Genomic DNA, 17877 nt, shown 5'->3' on the forward strand with positions numbered 1-17877 from the left:
GTAAATTATTATTAAAATGGATGAAGTTGCAATAATTTATCACAATAAGCTAGGTATTGCTTTTCGTTGGAAGAACAACATTCCCAATGTAGATTCCAAGAGAATACAGATGGTTTTTAAGGATATGGGTTTCTATTTGTTACCTGAAGAGATTCAGCATTTTTCCAGTAATATACAAACAGCTAAATATTATAATTGTGGTAATTGTAGCAGTGAAAAATCCTGTAGGAACATTCTGTTAAGATCTCCACTTGAAAAAATGGATTTCGCGGTAAGTGCCATAGAGCTGGAGCAAATTTCAGACTTAATAGAGGGAACTTTGTTTAAGTTGGATCTGGAAAATTATTTAAATGGGTGTGGGAGGAATTAAACAGTCTTGCGAAATGAAAAGGGTCAAATACTCAAATCTAAAATTCTGGATGAATAAGGTTCAGAATGATAATATTAAGGTAACTATTAGCATGAAAGAGGGGAGGGATTTAGTTTTGCTTCCACTCGAAGAATATAATTCTCTGAAAGAAACAATTTATTTACTCAGCGGCAAAAACAGGGAGGTTTTATTAAAATCAATCGATGAACTTGAAACAGGCAGATTTGTAAGAAATAGTTACAATAATTTATAATTTTAATTTCTTTAAAACCGTCTCTTCCCCATCAAAAACCGCATAGGTGTAAAAGTCTATCCAATCTCCGGTGTTGATATAGGTAGATTTTTCGTTTAGGTCGATTTCAAGGGGTAAATGCCGGTGGCCAAAAAGAAAATAATCGTAATGCTTTTCTTCCAATTTTCGCCGGCAATATTGAATAAGCCATTCCTTTTCTTCTCCTAAAAATTTTTGCTCCTGATCGCCAGAAATCGCTTTATTTTTTACCGAAAAATACTGCGCCAACGGAATACCTAAATCTGGATGTAACCAGCGATAAAGCCATTTAGAAAAAGGATTGGTAAAAACCTTTTTCATTCGTTTATAACCGTGGTCGCCGGGGCCAAGTCCGTCCCCATGGGCAACAAGGAAGGTTTTATTATTGAATTCAAATTCTTTAGGCTTACGAAATACCGGGATATTAAGTTCGTCTTCAAAATAACTTTCCATCCACAAATCGTGATTCCCTACAAAAAAATAAATCGGGATGCCGCTATCTTTAATTTCTGCCAGTTTCCCTAAAACCCTTACAAAACCTTTAGGCACGGCGTGTTTATACTCAAACCAAAAGTCAAAAAGATCGCCCAGGAGAAAAATAGCGGCAGCGTCTTCTTTAATTTCATCCAGCCATTTTACAAACCTCAATTCCCTTGGCCTGCTTTCTTCTTGAGTAGGTGCACCAAGGTGATTATCGCTGGAGAAATAAACTTTTTTGCCTTCGGGAATAGTCATTTATGATAATTCTAAGCTGTAAATATAAATATTTTGATATTTAGACCTCACAGGTTTTCAAAACCTGTGAGGTCTATGTGTTTTAACCCTTCCGTCTTAATCTTCTCTTTAAAGGAAGATGCTTTTGCTTATTCCCCCTTCGGTGGTTGGGGGGCTTATTGATCGCTTGCAAACCATTCAGCAAAACTGGATTCGGTTTCCTGGAGTTTTAGCGAATGTAGTTTTATATGTTCGGGTAAATGTTTTTGAATCTTTTCAGCAAAATCTACCACCATATTTTCGCTGGTGGGTTGGTATTCCACAAGAATTACATGGTGTCCTCGATTTTTTAATTCTTCAGCTAGCTCTACGTGAGGTGTGTTTTTATTAAAAACCGTGGCATGGTCAAACTTATCTACAATTTCAGATTTTACGATCTTTTTCAAATCTCCAAAATCTATTACCATCCCAAACTTCACATTATCTTTATCGGTAATAGGTTCTCCAATCACACAGACACTAAGTTTATAGCTGTGGCCGTGAACGTTTCGGCATTTCCCATCGTAGCCATAAAGGGCGTGGCCGGTTTCAAAAGAGAACTGTTTGGTAATTCTAATCTTGCTCATCTCGCGTTATTTTTTGCAAAGTTAAGGGTTTTTTAGCGTTATATTTTTTTGGCCTTGCAATTATGTTTCTGTTGTATATTTGCCTGTTTTTTTGATGAAAAATGATAGTAGAAACTGCTCCCGAACTTTTTGAACGACTGGATTTTATAGAAAATCCTTTTTACGAAAATATTATTACCGATTTAGTTGAAAATCAATACTGTATTGTAGACGATTTTTTTTATGCTGAAGAAGTTGAAATGCTTCGAAATTCTTTAAAATCGAAATTTGAAGAAGCACAGTTCAAAAAGGCGGCGATTGGTAATAAAACCAATGAAGTTGTTGCTAAGTCCATTCGCGGGGATTTTATTTTGTGGCTTAACGAAGCTGAAGCAGGTAAGGCTGAAAACCTGTTTTTCAACAAAATAAATTCATTAGTAGCTTATTTAAACAAAACCTGTTTCCTTGGAATTTTAACTAAAGAATTCCATTACGCGCTGTATCCTGAAGGTACTTTTTATCAGCGACACCTGGACACTTTCCAGAATGACGGTAGAAGAAAACTTTCTATGGTTTGTTACTTAAATGAGGAAGACTGGAAACCAGAAAACGGCGGAGAACTGGTAATTTATTCAGAAGAAAATGGGGTTGAGGTTTCAAAAGCCATTTATCCAATGCCGGGGCGTGTTGTAATTTTTGAAAGTCAGGTGCTGGAACACGAAGTGAAACCGGTGAAAACTGCAAGGCTAAGTATTACGGGCTGGTTAAAAACTAGATAACCGAGATTAACTTCTCCTAGATTTTTCTCGAAATAAAGAATGGCTTTTTTAATCTAGACAGAAATTAGCCAGGGCGGGTTATTTGTTGAATTTTTTATAAAGCACCACAATAATTAAAACTAGCGCTAAAATCAGCCAGAATCCCATTCCGCTTAGAAAACTTAGAAATTCCCACGTATCTTCTCCCATTAGTTCATGCGGCTTTTTTGCTGCCTTCTTCTCCAGCTATATCGAGCATAAAGAAAAATAGCAAGAATAAGTAAAATACCTATTAGGTAAAGCCAGTTGTCGGCAATAAACTCCCAGATGGTAAAACCCCATTCCTGTTCGCTTGTTGCGTCGCGGTCTTTTGGTAAATGTTCCTGTGGTAAACTCATAAGCTTGTTTCTAGAATGGAAATTACACTTTTCTCATTAAGGATTATGTTATAGTGATGCTAATTTCTTCTGCTGTGGTTTTTAACCATTTTTAGAATGAAGTTTTTTATTTCTGATCCTTCTGCGATGAAACAACATTAGCGGTGCTAAAATTAAAAGGAAACTAAAAACCAGTATTAAAAAATTATCGGCGATAGCCGAACCGATAGAAACCCCAAGATCTTGAATTTGGCCGCCGTTGGGGTTCAAGTAAAGTAAGCGCATATTTTTATTTTTTATATTTAGCTAGAGCGTTTTTGGTAAAATCTGAAAGCACTAATTCTCCCGAAATTGCAGCTCTTTCAGCTAGTAATTTATCCCAATGATCTGTATTTTTCCACAGCATTTGTTTCATTTCGTAAAGTGCTTCGGGATTATAAGAAGCCAGTTTTTCGGTAAAAATCATTACCTCCTTATCCAGTTCTTTTAGACTTTCAAACACACGGGCATATAAGCCTTTATCTTTGGCCCAATAGGCGTTTTTCCATTCGTGGGCGGCAAGACTCAATTCCCCAAGTGCGCCAACGCCAATTTTGCGCTCTACGGCTGGGGCAATTACAAACGGACCAATACCTATGCTAATTTCTGAAAGTTTCACAGCGGCAGCATCAGTGGCCATGGCGTAATCGCAAGCAGCAACCAATCCCACTCCGCCGCCAACGGTTTTTCCTTGGATTCGGCCAACGATGAGTTTTTTACAGTTTCGCATCGCATTTAAAACTTTTGCAAAACCCGAAAAGAATAATTTTCCGGCCTGCATGGTTTCAATCGCTACAAGTTCGTCAAAAGAGGCTCCTGCACAAAAGGCTTTTTCTCCTTCAGATTTTAATAAAATCACTTTTACGCTGTCGTCTTCAGATAATTTCTGAAACTCTTTCTCAAGGCGGTCTAATAACTCTGAAGGGAAAGAATTACTGGCAGGATGGCCAAATTCTAGGTGGGCGATTCCATTTTCAATATTGGTATATAAACTTCCGTTTTCACGTGTGGTAGACATAAATTTGATTTTTCAGTTAGCTGAATACCCAAATTTAGAAAGATTAATGCTGAAATAAATTTTTTTGGTTCAATAATTTAAAATTCAATTTTAGAACAGAACCCTATTTCTATCATTGGCGTAATTTATTTACAATATGAATACCAGCAATTTAATTAAAACCTTAGAACAGCTTATTTTTCATTTTCTTTGTTCGCCCAAAGAAAACGAAACAAAAGAAAAGGCGCTTTTTCCAAGGTATTTTTCAGCAAAGCTGAAAACCAGTTTTGTTTTGCTAAAATCTTTCCAGGGTTTCAAGATTTTTTAACGCAAAACAAAACTTATACTGCGGAAAAAGATTCCAAAGCGCTGTTTTGAAACGTCAAAACCGCGGTTTTTTAAAATTTTTGTATTGAATCCCACTGAGACTGCAAACTGCTCACTAAAGATTGCCACTGAAACTTAGACTTCTTTTTGTAAATATTTTCTTCTGAATTTAATGACCAAACCGGCGCTTCGAATAAGCATCCAGACAAAAAACGCAATCCAGATTCCGTAGAGTTTTAAACCGTAATAATCTGAAATTAAAAGGGCAGGAGTGAAGCCCAAAAATGTAGCTACCATCAATAAATTACGCAGATACTTTGCCTCACCCAAACCTTTAAAGATTCCGTCGAACATAAAAGCGATGGCATTTACAGGTTGCATTAATAAAACGATCCAGAAAACCGATGCGAATATAGCCAGCACGGCCATATCTTTATTAAAAACCAAACCAATTTGATTGTAGAACAGTCCGCAGATCGCCATTAACATAAAAGCGATCAAGACCGCGTATTTGCTTATTTTCTTACTAAGTTCCCATAAATTTCTATAATCTCTGGCGCCGAGTAATTTCCCGCCAATCGCGTTTCCTGCGTTCGCATAACCATCTATAAAAAAGCTAAAGAAAAGCCAGATATTCATTAAAATACTTTGGGCGGCGATATAGTTTTTTCCATAATCGGTGGCGTAGGCATTGGCCAGGTAAATGGCGAAATTTAAGGCTGCCGTTCTAACAAAAAGGTTGGCAGCCATAAGTAAAAGTCCTTTTAATCGCGGATTTATATTCAAGCTCAGTTTTAAGTGAAAAGGTGTTTTTTTAAAGAAAAACCAAAGTGCCATCACCAACATGGTTCCTTGTGCAGCAAGACTGGCATAAGCAGCGCCTTTAAGATGCATCGCAGGAATAAGCCCGTCGATTCCATAAACTAGTAGAAAATCTAATCCTACATTTACCGCGGCTCCTGCAAGGCTACACTTCATAGCCCAAAGCGTGTTTTGAAGTCCGCGGAAAACGCCAAATATTGCAAAAGTCACTAAAGTTAGCGGGTAGCCCAACGCGCGGATTTGATAATAATCTTCAGAATATCGTAAGATCAAACCTTCGGCGTTATAGGCGCTAAAGATTGATTCGGCGAAAAAGGCGGTGGTAGCATAGATCACCAGGCTAAAAGCAAAATTGAAATATATTGCCTGTGGAATAAGCGTTTTTACTGCGTGAATTCGGTTTGCGCCCAGATGCTGGGAAACAATAGCAGAAATAGCAGTTTTTGTTTGAGCTACGATCCAAATAATGGCTGATAGAAATGAACCCACGATTCCTGCTGCCGCAAGTGCTTCAACCGAGTTTTTTTCTACATTTCCAATTACCGCAATATCGGTTAGGGAAATTAGCGGCTCGGCAATTCCGGCAATAATAGCGGGAATGGCAATTCGGTTTATATTTTTAAAACTAACAGAAGATTCCAACAGCGGTTATTTTCAGCAGCAAATATAGAATGCTTTATTGTAAAGCCTCATCGCCAGACTAATTTCTTAAGAGTTTTTCTCAATTCTCGTTTAAAGAAGTTGCTAACAGTTTTTCGTAGCAATGAAAAGGATATTCATTTTTATACGGAAAATATACATCACCAAGTTTGGTGTATCCACGGGCTTCATAGAATTTTTGATTGCGTGTGTTTTTACTGAATGTATCTAACCTTATGGAAGTAAAATTCTTGTTTTTAGCGAATTCTTCAGCAAAATCCATCATTTTCCTGGCGTATCCCTTTCCCCAAAATTCTGGGTGTGTGGCCAGCCTATGAACATATAAATTGTTTCCAGATTTACTAAGCCATTTTATATTTCGGTAAACTTCATCCATTTTTGAGGTGAGTACGATAATGGAGATAATAGTATTCTCTGCCTCAAAAATATATAATTCCTGCTTCTCAATATCGTTTTGAAGTTTTTCGAAGGAAGGATAATGTTCATTCCATTGAAAAATATTTTGCTGCTGAAGCGCTTTTGCACAGGCTTCGGTTAGTTTCTTGATCTTCCTGAGATCGTTGAGCTTAGCTTTTCTAATCATTTTTTAATCAACAATAATAAATAAAAGTTATCTGTTGGAATTTACAGAAAATTATTACATTTGCCTTCCAATTGGGGGATTAGCTCAGCTGGCTAGAGCGCCTGCCTTGCACGCAGGAGGTCATCGGTTCGACTCCGATATTCTCCACAAAACCACCGTTTTTCGCGGTGGTTTTTTTGTTTCCGAACTTTTTCATTTTCAAAATATTGAGAGCTGGCTAGTGCGTCCCGATGCAAGATCGGGAAGGCCATCGGTTCCTCAGACGGCTCGGGGCGATATTCTCCACAAAACCACCGTTTTCGCGGTGGTTTTTTTGTTCCCGAACTTTTTCATTTTTAAAATAATGAAAGCTGGCTAAAATGGTTTTCGTCAAGCTGAACTTGTTTCAGACTTTATCCCGAATTTGCTTCGGGATTCTATTATGTCTAGATTATCAAAATATTAGATTCTGAACTAAATTCAGAATGACGATTTATTTAAAATAAAAAAACGATCTTAAAGATGAATTCAAGACCGTTTTTAGTGAAAATATACTTTTAAGAAACTTAAGAATCAGCTTCGTCGTTATCTATGTATTCGTCTTTTAGATCCTGAACGCTGGCTGCAAGAAACTCTGAAGTTCTATTTAAAACGTGCTGAAATTCTTTAGTTAATTCATCTTTATTCCACGGGTGAGAAATACCAAAAACGTGGTCTGCATTTTCAACTAAAAGCAATTTCGAGATCGCACTCCATTCAAATAAATTTCCGGCATCAGCAATAGAAACCGTGGTGTCGTTACTTCCGTGAGCAATAAAATGGGGAATATCCAGCTTTTTGGTAGATTTTTGAATATTTAAACGCTCTCTATTTTCTTTAAAATTTTTATAGAATTGGTAATGATGAGGTAATTGCTGACCGGTACGCGTGTTTTTTATATATCGTACACCTTTTTTCTCCCAGGCTTCCAATTCCTTTTCTTTTGGAAAACGCGAAGCAAAGTCACTAACCGCGGCAAGGGTGATAAGTTTATCGATCCTTTCTTCTTCAGCCGCTTTTATAATTGCAATACCACCACCGCGGGAATGTCCAATTAGGTTAATACTCTTTGCATCTATTTGTTGAGCCTGGTCAAAATCTGGTGTTAGCACCCAGTCTATCACTGTTTGTAGATCGTCTAGCTCTTTTATATAGTTATTGTCGCCAAAGGCTTCAATATTTAAAAATTCTGTTGGGTTTTCTGGAGAGGTCCCGTTGTGAGAAAAATTAAATTTCACAAAGAAATAACCTTTTTCTGCATAAAATTCACCCATTTTATCCCAGGCGCCCCAGTCTTTGAAACCTTTATAGCCGTGGCAAAAGATTATGATTGGTTTTGGCTTTTTATCGTCCTTAAAAATTAAATCAATTAAAATTTGTTTATTATGCTTTCCATCAATCTGGAGATTGGTCCTTTTAGTAATTTCCATAGGTTTTTTTATATTTCTTTCTCTTTAAAAGGAATTTCAGGATCGCAAATTTCGATTATTAGTTTTTTTAACTCTACTTCAAATGCCTCAAGAATTTCCTTGTTTATAGCCGTTTCTTTATTTTTTGTTCTTGGTTTATCTTTTTTTCCGAATTTCAGGAACCCGCTTTTTAAATTTTTGAATGAAATTATTCCTGCTTCTACGGGAAAATCAAGCGAATTTTGATCTTGCATCATTTTCGTATACGCCAATACCTGGAAACTTTTACTGTATTTGTCGTAATCTGAAGCGAGATCTGCCCAATCTACAATTTCAATTTTATCCTGGGTTACCTTTCCCGTTTTATAGTCAATAATTCTGGTGATACCGTTAGTATTTTCTACCCTGTCCACCTTTCCACGCATAAATATCGGAAAATCAAGCTTCTCTATCTTAATTTCAGATTTTAAATTTTCCTCAATTTTTAGAATTTTAACTTCTTCGGTTTTAAGTCGGTCTAGTTCCAGGTTTAAAAAGTTACGCAGATAGCGCTTGGCCACTTCATAAATTAACAGGTTTTTACCCTGGTTTACGGGCCCGTTCATATAAGATTTTTTAAACTGAAGCGTGATTTCTTCTTCGATCTTTTCTTTAAAAGCTTTAATATCTTCTGCAGTGAGCAGTTTATTCTCCAGCGGTTTGTAGAAATTTTCCAGGCTATCGTGTACTACAGTCCCCAGTGTATTGTAAGCTACTGTTTCCTCCACTTCTTCGCTATCACGAACCCCTAGAACGTACTGCCTGTAAAAATCTAGCGGATTCCTTATGTAGGAAGTCAGAGCAGAAGGGGAGAAACCGTAAGCAGCGAGCGACTTTATTTTCTCCATAATCTGCGGGGTTTTTTTAACTTCCCGAAGTTCATTTTTAATTGCCGGAACTTTTGGGCTCACCATAGCATGCGTGAGCTGATGCGCCGGTTGTTTCTCGATTTCCAGTTGGGTAAGAAACCTGCTTTTTTCTCCGGAATTTAACCCGTCGGTTTCTGTGTTGTAAAGCAAATGGACATTTTGAGCGCGTTGTAAAAGCCGGTAAAAGTGATAGGTATAAACCGCGTCTTTTTCTTTGTAAGTGGGCAGTTTGTAGTTTTGTTTTAGATCGAAAGGAATAAAGGAACTACCCGATTTCCCCGAAGGTAAAACCCCTTCGTTAACCGAGCAAATAATGATATTTTTAAAATCTAAGGCACGCGACTCCAGCATTCCCATAAGCTGTAAACCTTTAAACGGCCTTCCCTGGAAATCCAGGCTTTGGGTGCTCATTATTTCTTTATAAAACTGGTACAGCGATTTAATACTTTTTAAATGCGGATAAGCTTCATTGAGATTTTCAAGCTTATTAAATAACACATGAAAATGATATAAAAACTCCAGCCCAAGCTTATTTTCGCTGCTTTTTAAATGAATTTTGATCTGGTTTATAATTTCCTGAAAAGATTCTAATGCTTTTTTAGGCGAGTTATCCCAGCTTCTAAAACAAGCTTTTATTAAAGGTTTTGCTTCAGTAGAAAAGGAATTTATAATTTCTTCGGAAGATAGGTTTACCGTGTTCTCTGACTGAATTTTTTCGATAAAAACCTCGGTTTCCTCCTTTAGTATTTCGTTTAAAGCAGGGTGATTGATTACCGAAATCACATCTTTATAATAATAGGCGGAACCGGTATTTTGATGAATTTGAAACAACCTATCAAAGAGTGAAGCAATGGGGGCGTTTTTAAGCGGAAATCCCATGGTGATATTCAAATCCTGTACATTGGGTGGCAAACTGTTTAAAACCGGTAATAAGAGATCTTCTTCTCCCAGCACCACTGCAGTTTCCTGTAAGGTCTCTTCATCTAAATTAGCCAGTAATTCCCCTAGATATTTAGCCTGGCCAACATTTTTAGGAATCCCGGTAATTTGGATATTTTTAGATTTATGATACTCGTTTACATTGAGTTTTGCTTTCTTTTTTTCGTATACCGGCCAGTCTTTTAAATACTGATTTATAAAAAGGGATGCATCGTGCTGACGATCTTTTACAAAAACATCGTCCAGATCCCAATAGATCTCGGCTATATCATTTTCAAGTAAATGCTGAACAATTTTCTGTTCTGCTGTATTTAATGCGTTAAAACCAATAAAAACGTGTTTAGCGCGATTATTTTGAGCATAGGCTGCGATATTTTCTGAAGCCAGGCGATAAATTAAACCCTGGTAACCGGTATTGTTGGTAAGCAATTCTTTTTTTAAACCTTCGTAATAAGCCGGCAGACTTTTCCAAAAGGCTAAATAATTATTAATGAGCTCTGTTTTGGGCTCCTGAATGGACCAGTGTTTTAAGTCCTGAATATCGGCCAGGTAATTAAAGAACTTTTTGTAGTCTATTAAGTAGCGATCAATTTCATTAAAATCGTGAATTAGGCTCTGCGCCCAGGCAGTAAAAGTTTCAAAATCTTCCTGTGCTTCCGCAGGAGTAATTTCTTTATAAACCTTATAAAATTCAAATAAAGCTATGGTATTATCTACAGTTTTTGCTTCAGAAATAACTTCGGTAAATTCTTCAATACTATAAACTTTTGGAGCGAAAATATGATGTGCCCCTAATGCTGAAAGCTCTTTTAGTAAAAAGCTTCCGGCCCTTTTACTAGGAAGGATAAAGATTGTTTCTGAAATATTTTCTTTGGAAGAAATAAGTTCCTTTAGAACTCCTGAAATAAAAGATACCATAGCATAAAAATAAAAAACGCCCCGGGAACCGAGGCGTTTTTATATAATAATTATCTAACTAATTACAAGATTAATTACTCCATAGAAGAATCAGAATCTTTAACTTCTTTATTCTTATCTAAAGAAATTTCTACTCTACGGTTATCTTGTCTTCCAGCTGCAGTATTGTTAGTAGCAATTGGTCTTTCTTCACCATAACCTTCAGAAGTTAATCTGCTGCTTGGTACACCATTTTCTTCTAACCACAGTTCAACTGATTGAGCACGCTCACGAGAAAGTTTCTCGTTATAGTCAGCGCTACCAGTACTATCTGTGTGACCTTCAATATGGAAAATTGTATTTGAATATTCGTTCATGATTTCAGCAATAGACTCTAAAGCTTCTTTTGAATCATCTCTAATAGTAGCCTTGTTCAAGTCGAACAACACAGTTTTAGAATATTCGTTCAATTCAGAGATAACTTCTACGTCTGGTTCTGGACAACCATTGTTGGCTGCAGTTCCGGCAACTTCAGGACAATCATCATCCTTGTCTAAAACACCGTCATTATCCATATCTTCGTAAGGACAACCATCATTCTCAGCAGGACCTGCTTCGTTTGGACATTCGTCTTCGTTATCAGCAACTCCGTCGCCGTCAGCATCAGGACATCCATTCATTTCCACAGAACCAGCTTCTTCTGGACATTCATCTTCTGGATCTGGAACACCATCACCGTCAGTATCAGGACATCCGTCAAATTCAGCTAAACCAGCTTCCTCAGGACAGTTATCCATACGGTCTTCGATGCCATCTCCGTCAGAATCTGGACATCCGTTAAATTCTGGTAAACCAGGAGTTTCAGGACATTCATCATCTTTATCGTAGATTCCGTCACCATCAGAGTCAGTTCCTCCAAACATGAATTTTACACCACCGGCGTGTTGAAAGTGTGTTGCACCATCAACATCAAAAACATGCTTATAGTTAGATTCTAATGTTAACGCAATATTGTCGCTAAACCAGAAGTTTAGTCCAACCTTACCGTTTAGCGTTGCTGCATTAAGATTTGAGATAGGAGCGTCACCGTTATCAGCAATGCTAGTGTAACCACCACCAATACCAACTACAGGGTCAATCCACCCGTCATTTAGTAAAGCTCTTAAGCTGTAATTAAAAGAGCCGTCTATAGCGTAGTATGCCATTTGTGGAACTCCCATATCGCCATACTGCTCTATCTGGTTTAAAGAACCTGCAAGTTCAAATACAAAACCACTGCCAATATAGCGACCTACTGTTAATCTTGATACAGAAGGCAAGATATTCCAGTGATCTCCAGTGTTAAAGTACTCATCAAAAGTTCCGCCTAATGGAGCATCCTCACCGGTTGGATAGAAATCTACCGCATTGGTTTGAACCCCAATAGACCAGGGATTGTTAGCATCCTGTGCATTCATAGAAGTGATGCCCAGAACCAACATTGTAGCGAATAAAATTTTGCTAAGATGTTTCATATTCAATAGTTTAGTTTTAAGTGTTAATTGTTAACAAAAGTAGACTGTTAAAGCTTATTGGCAAAGCATAAAATAATAAAGTTTTCTTAATAAACCCTTGAATAGTCTCGTTTTTGAGGGCTTTTTAAGAATTGTAAAGCTTTATTTTTAGCGAAATATTAATATGCCAACACCAATTTAACTTCCTGGGTTTAAATTACTCCTAATTCTTTCCCAACCCTTGTAAATGCTTCAATAGCCTTATCTAAATGTTCCTGTTCGTGAGCTGCAGAGAGCTGTACTCTAATTCTCGCCTTTTCTTTTGGAACCACCGGATAAAAGAATCCAATTACATAAATACCTTCTTCCAGTAACCTGTCTGCCATTTTTTGAGATAATTTGGCATCATATAGCATTACGGGAACTATTGCTGATTCTCCATCTATAATATCAAAACCGGCATCTTTAATTCCCTGTTTAAAATATTTAGTGTTGCTCTTTAGTTTTTCACGCAAACTGCTGTCATTCTCTAACATATCAAAGACCTTGATAGAGGCTCCTACAATAGAGGGCGCTAACGAATTTGAGAACAAGTATGGTCTTGAACGCTGTCTTAATAACTCTATAATTTCTTTTTTAGCCGTTGTGTAACCGCCCATTGCGCCACCAAGTGCTTTTCCCAGAGTTCCTGTAATAATATCCACTCTGTCCATCACTCCTTTTTCTTCCAGGGTGCCAATTCCTTTTTCTCCAATAAATCCGGTAGCGTGGCATTCGTCTATCATTACTAGTGCGTCATATTTATCGGCTAAATCGCAAATTTCATCTAGTGGTGCCACAAGCCCGTCCATTGAGAAAACACCATCGGTTACAATAAGCTTAAATCTTGCTCCTTTCTCATTGGCGTCTTTAAGTTGTTTTTCTAAATCGGCCATATCACCGTTTTGGTAACGATATCTTGCCGCTTTACATAAACGTACTCCGTCAATAATAGAAGCGTGGTTTAATGAATCTGAAATTATTGCGTCTTCTTTGGTTAAAAGCGGTTCAAAAATTCCACCATTCGCATCAAAACACGCAGCATAAAGTATAGTGTCTTCTGTTCCGTAGAAATCGGCTATTTTTTGCTCCAGTTCTTTATGAATATCCTGGGTTCCACAAATAAACCTAACACTAGACATTCCAAAACCGTGGGTGTCCATCGTGTCTTTTGCGGCTTTTATAACTTCTGGGTGGGAGGATAATCCTAAATAATTATTGGCACAAAAGTTAATCACTTCCTGCCCGGTAGAAATTTTGATTACCGCATCCTGTGGGCCGGTAATTATTCGTTCTTTTTTAAAAAGGCCGTCTTCTTTAATCTGTTCCAGCTCTTTTTCTAAATGTTGTTTTATTGATCCGTACATAATTCTATTTTTTACAAACTTACATTTCTTTTAAACAAGGCGCACTTTAAGCGCTTTATTTGTATAAACAAGGTTTTTGCTTCCTATGCTGTAGCCCATGTCTTCTAAAACCGCGGCATACGTATTAATTTGTGTTTCGTGAGCGGTATCAAATTTTCCGGTTTTATAATCTATAATATTCACCGTGTTTCCTACAAAATTAATGCGGTCTGGCCTTAATCTTTTGCCTGCGGGAGTTAAAATGTCACGCTCATTATAATTTTTAGCTTCTTCGGTGTAAAATGCTGAAAGCTGTGGATGATCAGTTATTTCAAGAAGCAATTTTTCTATTTTTTCTGCAGAATCTTTAGTGATGATCCCATCGTTTATAGCTTGAGCAACCACAGGTATTACCTGAACCTTATAATTTATTTGCGCCAATAATTCGTGCAGAATTTCTCCTTTTTCTATGGCTTCTTCCTGTTTACTGTCCCATAGCATTCCCGATTTCGTAACGATATTTACCGCTTTATTTTGCGTGGCTGAAGAATAGAATGTTTCTGAAATAATATTTTCTGAATGACTTTCTTCTGAAATTTCCGGGCTTCCAATTTCACCAAATTCATAAGTATTGATATTGGCATCCCATCTTCCAATTTCTTTTAAAAAGCCTATTAGCAAGCCTGAAGTCTTATAAGCTTTTTCATTTCCTTTTGCATCTATTTCTTTTTTGCTTAGCAAATACAGCTGTTGTGAAGCTCGGGTGCAGGCTACATAAAGTACATTTAAAGTATCGAGTTCTTTTTGATGAATCAACTCCGAATAAATATCTGAAGCTTTTGGGCCCCAATTCAGCATTTTATCTGATGCACTCAGGTAATTCATAGGAATTTCATCTAATGGCGGCTCCATTGGTAACCAAAGTGAATCCATACGCGTGCTTTTGGAATCGGAATTCGCATAAGGATAGATCACCACCGGAAATTCGAGGCCTTTAGATTTATGAATGGTCATTATTTGAACCGCATCTTCAGCCTTGGGAACTACAATGCTTAGATTTTCTATTTCCTGTTTCCATAAATCGATAAAATCGGCTATGCCGACAGTGGCTTTTTGAGTACTTTCAAAGATGAAATCGAGAAAAAACTGAACATAAGCATTAGAAGTTTCTACCAGGGAAAAGCTTCGAATAATATATTCTGCGGCTTCGTAAACCGAAAGTTGCTTTATTTCATCCAGGTCAAAATTTATATCATACTCTTTCAACCAATTAAAAAATGCTTTTCCGTCTTTTGATAAATTGGATGAGATTATGGGGTAGCGGTTTTCTATTTCTAGAAACTCGGCCAGGAAATCAAAAAGTTCCAGCTTTAAGGTGTTGTCTTTAGGACTTAAAGAAAATTCAAGCAAATGAGCGATAAAATTTACTTCAGGAGAATTGGCCACAAGTAAAGTTTCCGAAGAAACTACCGGAATATTTTGTTCGCTTAAATAATTCGCAATAGTTACTCCTTCCTTCTTTTTACGGGTTAAAATGCAGATATCCCCCTTTCTGAAGTTTTTCTGCTCCAGGTTTTGAATTATTTCCAGGATTTTCTCAGGATAAATCTCATGTTCTTCGGAAGCATTTTCAGCTTCAATAAAATCGATATTTACATAGCCAAAGTCACCAGCCTGCGGATTTTGCTTGCTTTCCTGAAATAAACTGGAATAGGAGAGATGTTGTAAAGTGCCCGCTGCATAACTGAATAAACTATTGTTGAAGTTTACAATCTGGCTTCCGCTGCGGTAATTATTGGGCAGGTTTTCTACCCGTTTTTTAATACTAAACGGATTGGTTTCTAAACACAGGTCTATAAATTGCTCGGCTTTTCCACCGCGCCACCTGTAAATTGACTGTTTAGCGTCACCTACCAGCATAGCACTTGCCGGATCTCCTGGGTTTTCAGAAGAAAGTTTATTATCTATTAGCGGAATTAAGTTTTCCCACTGCATCTGCGAGGTATCCTGAAACTCGTCTATAAAATAATTCTGATAACGTTCGCCAAGTCTTTCGTAAATAAATGGTGCGGGCTGGTCTTTAATCTGGGCGCTAATTTTAGGGTTGAATTCTGAAATTAGAATTAGGTTGCGCTCCTTTTTGATAAGCTCCACTTCCTGGTTTATCGCGTTAAGCAGTGAAAGTTGAGTGAGGTTTTTTCTAATTGCTTCAAGAAAATCAAGGTTTAGGTAGGCTCTTTTTGAAATTTCAAAAAGGCTAACTATTAAAGATTGAATACTGTCCAACGCATCCTTTACCGCCTGATTTTTATTTGATTTTGTGTAAAGTGGAGCGTTTTCCAGCTTTAACATCCAGGCTTTTTCAAATCCGTCTATAGATTTTTGATCTCTTAGCTTCACAAAATGTTTATAAACGTATCCGCCGCTAAAGTCTTTTTCTTCAATATTATTACTTTCAACAAGGTCAAAAAATTCAGTACTGGTTTCCGCAATTATAGCTTCAGTCTTTTTAATTTCTGAACTTATCTTCTCCTTAAATTTCCGGAAATCTTCAGTGGTTTTTCCCTTGAGTTTCTTTAAAGCTTCCTGGTGGTTTTCGCCAATAAGTAATTCAGAGATTTCAAAAAGATCTTTTGCGATATCCCAGCTTTTATCGTCGTCGGTTTTACTTATGGCAAAAGCAACAAGTACTTTTGTAAGATCTTTATCTGTGCCGGCTTTACTAATAAGCCTATCTACGGCTTCCATTAAAATTTGCCGCGTGTTTAGAGCAATCTCAAAATTTACCGGTAATCCCAGGTCTTTAGCAAAAGTTCTAAGAACCCTGTGGGTAAACCCATCTATGGTAGAAACTTCAAAAGCAGCATAATTATGGATAATGCTTTTTAGGATCTTTGCGGCTTTAGTTTTAAGCTCTGCTTCAGATAAATTGGTTTCTTCAGCAATAATTTTAAAAAGCGGATTGTTTTTAGCCGAAGTTTTTTCAGCAGTAAAACCTCTCAAACTACTTATAATCCTGGACTTCATTTCGTCTACCGCCTTATTTGTAAACGTAATAGCTAAAATGTTTTTATAAGCATCGGTTTTTTCGCTTTTGAATAAAAGAAGCAAATATTCTTTAACCAGGGTAAAAGTTTTCCCCGATCCTGCGGAAGCATTGTAAATGGTAAAATTGTTAGTCAAAAACGCTTATATTTTAAGGAGATTATGAATTTTAAAGGTAAAATAAAAATGTTTGGTGTTCTGTATAGGCTTTTAAGTATTTTATAACACTAAAATGTTTTTATTAAATAGCTTAATACCTAAATTTGAGTGAATTTAATACTAATTACTAAAAAAATATATACAAATGGCTTTTGAGTTACCAAAGTTAAAATATGCTTTTGATGCATTAGAACCACATATAGATGCGAAAACCATGGAAATTCACCACGGTAAGCACCACGCAGGTTATACTAAGAAATTAAACGCTGCAATTGAAGGCACCGACCTTGAGGGTAAAACTATAGAGAATATCCTTGAAAATCTTGATAAGTCCAATACCGCTGTAAGAAATAACGGTGGCGGATTTTATAACCACAGATTATTCTGGGAAATCATGTCTCCAGATGGCGGCGGAAAACCAGAAGGCGATCTTGCGAAAGCAATAGATAACGCATTTGGTTCTTTTGAAGCTTTTAAAGATGAATTTTCTAAAGCGGCCGCAGGACAGTTTGGTTCTGGATGGGCGTGGCTTTGCGTTCACGAAGGTGGAAAAGTAGAAATTTGCTCTACAGCAAATCAGGATAACCCATTAATGCCAGGAATTGGCTGTGGAGGAACTCCAATTTTAGGAATTGATGTTTGGGAGCACGCATACTACCTGAATTACCAAAACCGCCGTCCAGATTATATTGAAGCTTTCTTTAATGTAATTGACTGGAAAGAAGTTGGAAGTAGATATGCCAAGCAGAAGTAATAATTAATTATTTCTATATAAATTAAAAGAGGCTGTCTGAAAAGGCAGCCTTTTTTGTTGTATTATTTTCTGGTTTTTAGTATTTTCATGTAATGAAAGCCAAAGCAGTATTTAAGACCTATGACCAGTCGCAGTTAAGTCTTTTACCTCCCAGTTATGATGATCTGGTCCCTGCCCATCATCCCGTTAGGATCGTCAATACGATTATTGATCAAATCGACATCGCTGACCTAGAGCGAAGTTATAAAGGAGGAGGTACCTCCAGTTACCATCCCCGGATGTTGCTCAAGGTGACCATCTATGCGTACCTTCGCAATATGTATTCCTCTCGTAAAATTGAGCAGGCC

The 17877-nt window shown here is 37.1% G+C and carries 17 protein-coding genes and 1 tRNA gene; 6 read left to right on the forward strand and 12 right to left on the reverse strand.

Annotated elements, in window-relative coordinates; translation table 11 throughout:
- Nucleotides 1-16: 16 nt before the first annotated feature.
- Nucleotides 17-370 carry a hypothetical protein gene (locus tag B5440_RS13150; RefSeq protein ID WP_070054261.1) on the forward strand — a complete coding sequence of 118 codons (354 nt, stop codon included), beginning with the start codon at nt 17-19 and terminating at the stop codon, nt 368-370.
- A complete protein-coding gene (locus tag B5440_RS13155) occupies nt 351-623 on the forward strand; it encodes a type II toxin-antitoxin system Phd/YefM family antitoxin (RefSeq protein WP_232756010.1) in 273 nt (90 codons plus the stop codon). The genes B5440_RS13150 and B5440_RS13155 overlap by 20 nt, the downstream gene beginning before the upstream one ends.
- On the opposite strand, the gene B5440_RS13160 is transcribed toward B5440_RS13155, so the two are convergent.
- The gene (locus tag B5440_RS13160; RefSeq protein ID WP_070054262.1) at nt 618-1376 is read right to left on the reverse strand and encodes a UDP-2,3-diacylglucosamine diphosphatase; all 759 of its coding nucleotides are present in this window, start codon (nt 1374-1376) and stop codon (nt 618-620) included. The genes B5440_RS13155 and B5440_RS13160 overlap by 6 nt on opposite strands.
- Before the next feature lie 155 nt (nt 1377-1531).
- On the reverse strand, nt 1532-1981 hold the full coding sequence (locus B5440_RS13165) for a 6-pyruvoyl trahydropterin synthase family protein (protein WP_070054263.1): 450 nt from the start codon (nt 1979-1981) through the stop codon (nt 1532-1534).
- A gap of 101 nt (nt 1982-2082) precedes the next feature.
- Between B5440_RS13165 and B5440_RS13170 the strand changes: the two genes are divergently transcribed.
- On the forward strand, nt 2083-2739 hold the full coding sequence (locus B5440_RS13170; RefSeq protein WP_070054264.1) for a 2OG-Fe(II) oxygenase: 657 nt from the start codon (nt 2083-2085) through the stop codon (nt 2737-2739).
- Nucleotides 2740-2927: 188 nt separating this feature from the next.
- Here the strand turns inward: B5440_RS13170 and B5440_RS13175 are convergent, their stop codons facing one another.
- The 5 genes from B5440_RS13175 to B5440_RS13195 form a co-directional block, all read right to left on the reverse strand.
- A complete protein-coding gene (locus B5440_RS13175; protein ID WP_070054265.1) occupies nt 2928-3116 on the reverse strand; it encodes a hypothetical protein in 189 nt (62 codons plus the stop codon).
- A gap of 81 nt (nt 3117-3197) precedes the next feature.
- Entirely contained in the window at nt 3198-3380 is a 183-nt protein-coding gene (locus B5440_RS13180) for a hypothetical protein (protein ID WP_070054266.1), read from the reverse strand.
- Nucleotides 3381-3384: 4 nt separating this feature from the next.
- Nucleotides 3385-4152 (reverse strand): enoyl-CoA hydratase/isomerase family protein, encoded by a 768-nt coding sequence (locus B5440_RS13185; RefSeq protein ID WP_070054267.1) that lies wholly within the window; start codon nt 4150-4152, stop codon nt 3385-3387.
- A gap of 441 nt (nt 4153-4593) precedes the next feature.
- Nucleotides 4594-5922: an MATE family efflux transporter gene (locus B5440_RS13190; RefSeq protein ID WP_070054268.1), complete on the reverse strand. Its 1329-nt coding sequence runs from the start codon at nt 5920-5922 to the stop codon at nt 4594-4596.
- Between the two features lie 79 nt (nt 5923-6001).
- Nucleotides 6002-6523, reverse strand: coding sequence for a GNAT family N-acetyltransferase (locus B5440_RS13195; RefSeq protein WP_070054269.1), 522 nt, complete (start codon nt 6521-6523; stop codon nt 6002-6004).
- A 73-nt stretch (nt 6524-6596) separates the two neighbouring features.
- On the opposite strand from B5440_RS13195, the gene B5440_RS13200 reads away from it, so the two are divergent.
- Nucleotides 6597-6670: transfer RNA gene (locus B5440_RS13200), tRNA-Ala, on the forward strand.
- 398 nt (nt 6671-7068) lie between these two features.
- On the opposite strand, the gene B5440_RS13205 is transcribed toward B5440_RS13200, so the two are convergent.
- The 5 genes from B5440_RS13205 to B5440_RS13225 form a co-directional block, all read right to left on the reverse strand.
- A complete protein-coding gene (locus B5440_RS13205; RefSeq protein ID WP_070054270.1) occupies nt 7069-7971 on the reverse strand; it encodes an alpha/beta hydrolase family protein in 903 nt (300 codons plus the stop codon).
- A gap of 8 nt (nt 7972-7979) precedes the next feature.
- Nucleotides 7980-10715: a PD-(D/E)XK nuclease family protein gene (locus B5440_RS13210; protein WP_070054271.1), complete on the reverse strand. Its 2736-nt coding sequence runs from the start codon at nt 10713-10715 to the stop codon at nt 7980-7982.
- A 74-nt stretch (nt 10716-10789) separates the two neighbouring features.
- Complete coding sequence (locus B5440_RS13215; protein WP_070054272.1) at nt 10790-12208, reverse strand: OmpA family protein; 1419 nt, start codon at nt 12206-12208, stop codon at nt 10790-10792.
- A gap of 191 nt (nt 12209-12399) precedes the next feature.
- The gene (kbl, locus tag B5440_RS13220; protein WP_070054273.1) at nt 12400-13593 is read right to left on the reverse strand and encodes a glycine C-acetyltransferase; all 1194 of its coding nucleotides are present in this window, start codon (nt 13591-13593) and stop codon (nt 12400-12402) included.
- Between the two features lie 30 nt (nt 13594-13623).
- Nucleotides 13624-16755 carry a UvrD-helicase domain-containing protein gene (locus B5440_RS13225; protein ID WP_070054274.1) on the reverse strand — a complete coding sequence of 1044 codons (3132 nt, stop codon included), beginning with the start codon at nt 16753-16755 and terminating at the stop codon, nt 13624-13626.
- A gap of 166 nt (nt 16756-16921) precedes the next feature.
- Here B5440_RS13225 and B5440_RS13230 point away from each other — a divergent pair, with 166 nt between their 5' ends.
- Both B5440_RS13230 and B5440_RS13235 read left to right on the forward strand, forming a co-directional pair.
- Complete coding sequence (locus B5440_RS13230; protein WP_070054275.1) at nt 16922-17530, forward strand: superoxide dismutase; 609 nt, start codon at nt 16922-16924, stop codon at nt 17528-17530.
- Between the two features lie 92 nt (nt 17531-17622).
- The coding region (locus tag B5440_RS13235; protein WP_143533301.1) for a transposase at nt 17623-17877 on the forward strand (255 nt) is incomplete at its 3' end.

Origin of the sequence: Salegentibacter salarius, assembly GCF_900168265.1 — a bacterium.
Lineage (GTDB): Bacteria > Bacteroidota > Bacteroidia > Flavobacteriales > Flavobacteriaceae > Salegentibacter > Salegentibacter salarius.